2 protein-coding genes are annotated in these 1,176 nt (G+C 74.1%); both read left to right on the top strand.

Features of this window, described 5'->3' with window-relative positions:
• The coding region (locus CWC38_RS11810; protein ID WP_121846892.1) for a hypothetical protein at positions 1-474 on the top strand (474 nt) is incomplete at its 5' end.
• The coding region (locus tag CWC38_RS11805; protein WP_133306267.1) for a GNAT family N-acetyltransferase at positions 471-1,176 on the top strand (706 nt) is incomplete at its 3' end. The genes CWC38_RS11810 and CWC38_RS11805, both read left to right, overlap by 4 nt.

Here is a 1,176-nt window from a genome sequence, read left to right as displayed (position 1 = left end):
CTCGTGGGGCTGCACGGCCCTCTCACCCTCGTCTACGCCGCGGCACTCGCGCTGCCCCTGCTGGTGCTGCACGTGGTGGCCGCCGCGCTGTTCCGGCGGGACGCCCTCAACCACCCCTCCCACGCCGTGAGCCTGCGGGGGATGCTCACTGCGGCGGTCGCGTGGCTCGTGACGGTGGCCTTCGGCTTCTTCCTCCCGGACGTCACCCCGGAGGGCATGCGCTCGGTGTTCACCCACGTGGCCGGTGCGGACTACCTGGAGCTCGGCTACGGCTTCGTGAACATCCTGGGCGTGCTCTCGGTCGCCTTCGCGGTGGCGCTCGTGCTGCTGGCCGTGACCGAGCTGCGGGTCACCGCGCGGCGCCTCAACGGAGAACCGCTCACCGAGGACGAGCGCCTGGACCGTCTGGAGGCCCAGCGGGAGGACGACGCCGCACGGCCGGGGACGGCGTCGTCGTCCGGGGTCCGCTCGTGACGGTTCCCCTGCGCACCCCGCGCCTGCGGCTGCGGGCCTATGACGCCGCGGCGGACGCAGACGCCGACTTCGTGCGGGACCTCTACTCCCGCGAGGCGGTGCAGCGCTACATCGGGGACGGCACCCAGCGCGTGCGGACGCTCGGTGAGGCCCGGGAGAAGATCCGGCGCTGGCAGGAGCTGTACTCGCAGCACCCCGTGCACGGGATCTGGCTCGCGCACACGCACGAGGGGCAGCCCGTGGGAACCGTGCTGCTCAAGCCCATCCCGGACTCCGGGGCGGACACCGCCAGGGACACGGAGATCGGCTGGCACTTCCACCCGGACGCGTGGGGTCTCGGGTACGCCACCGAGGCGGCACGCGCCGTCCTCGACCACGCGTGGTCGTCCGGTCTCACGCGGGTGGTGGCGGTGACCCACCCGGAGAACGAGGCCTCCCAGGCGGTGTGCCACCGCCTGGGCATGACCGCCCGCGGCCTCAGCTCCGCCTACTACGACGCCGAGTGCGCCCTCTTCGAGCTCACGGCCCCGCTCGCCGAGCCGTCGTCCGGGACGGAGCACACCGCGCCGACACCGGCGGTGCCCTCCACTGCTCCCACGGAGGCGCGGCACGATGCGCCCACGACGGCGCGGCGCGGCGCGCGCACGATGGCGGAGCACGGGGCGGCGGGGCGGAGCAGCGTGTGCGGCGAAGGGTACGACC

Origin of the sequence: Kocuria tytonicola (assembly GCF_003687455.1) — a bacterium.
Lineage (GTDB): Bacteria > Actinomycetota > Actinomycetes > Actinomycetales > Micrococcaceae > Kocuria > Kocuria tytonicola.
This window is presented reverse-complemented; position numbering and strand designations above follow the sequence as displayed.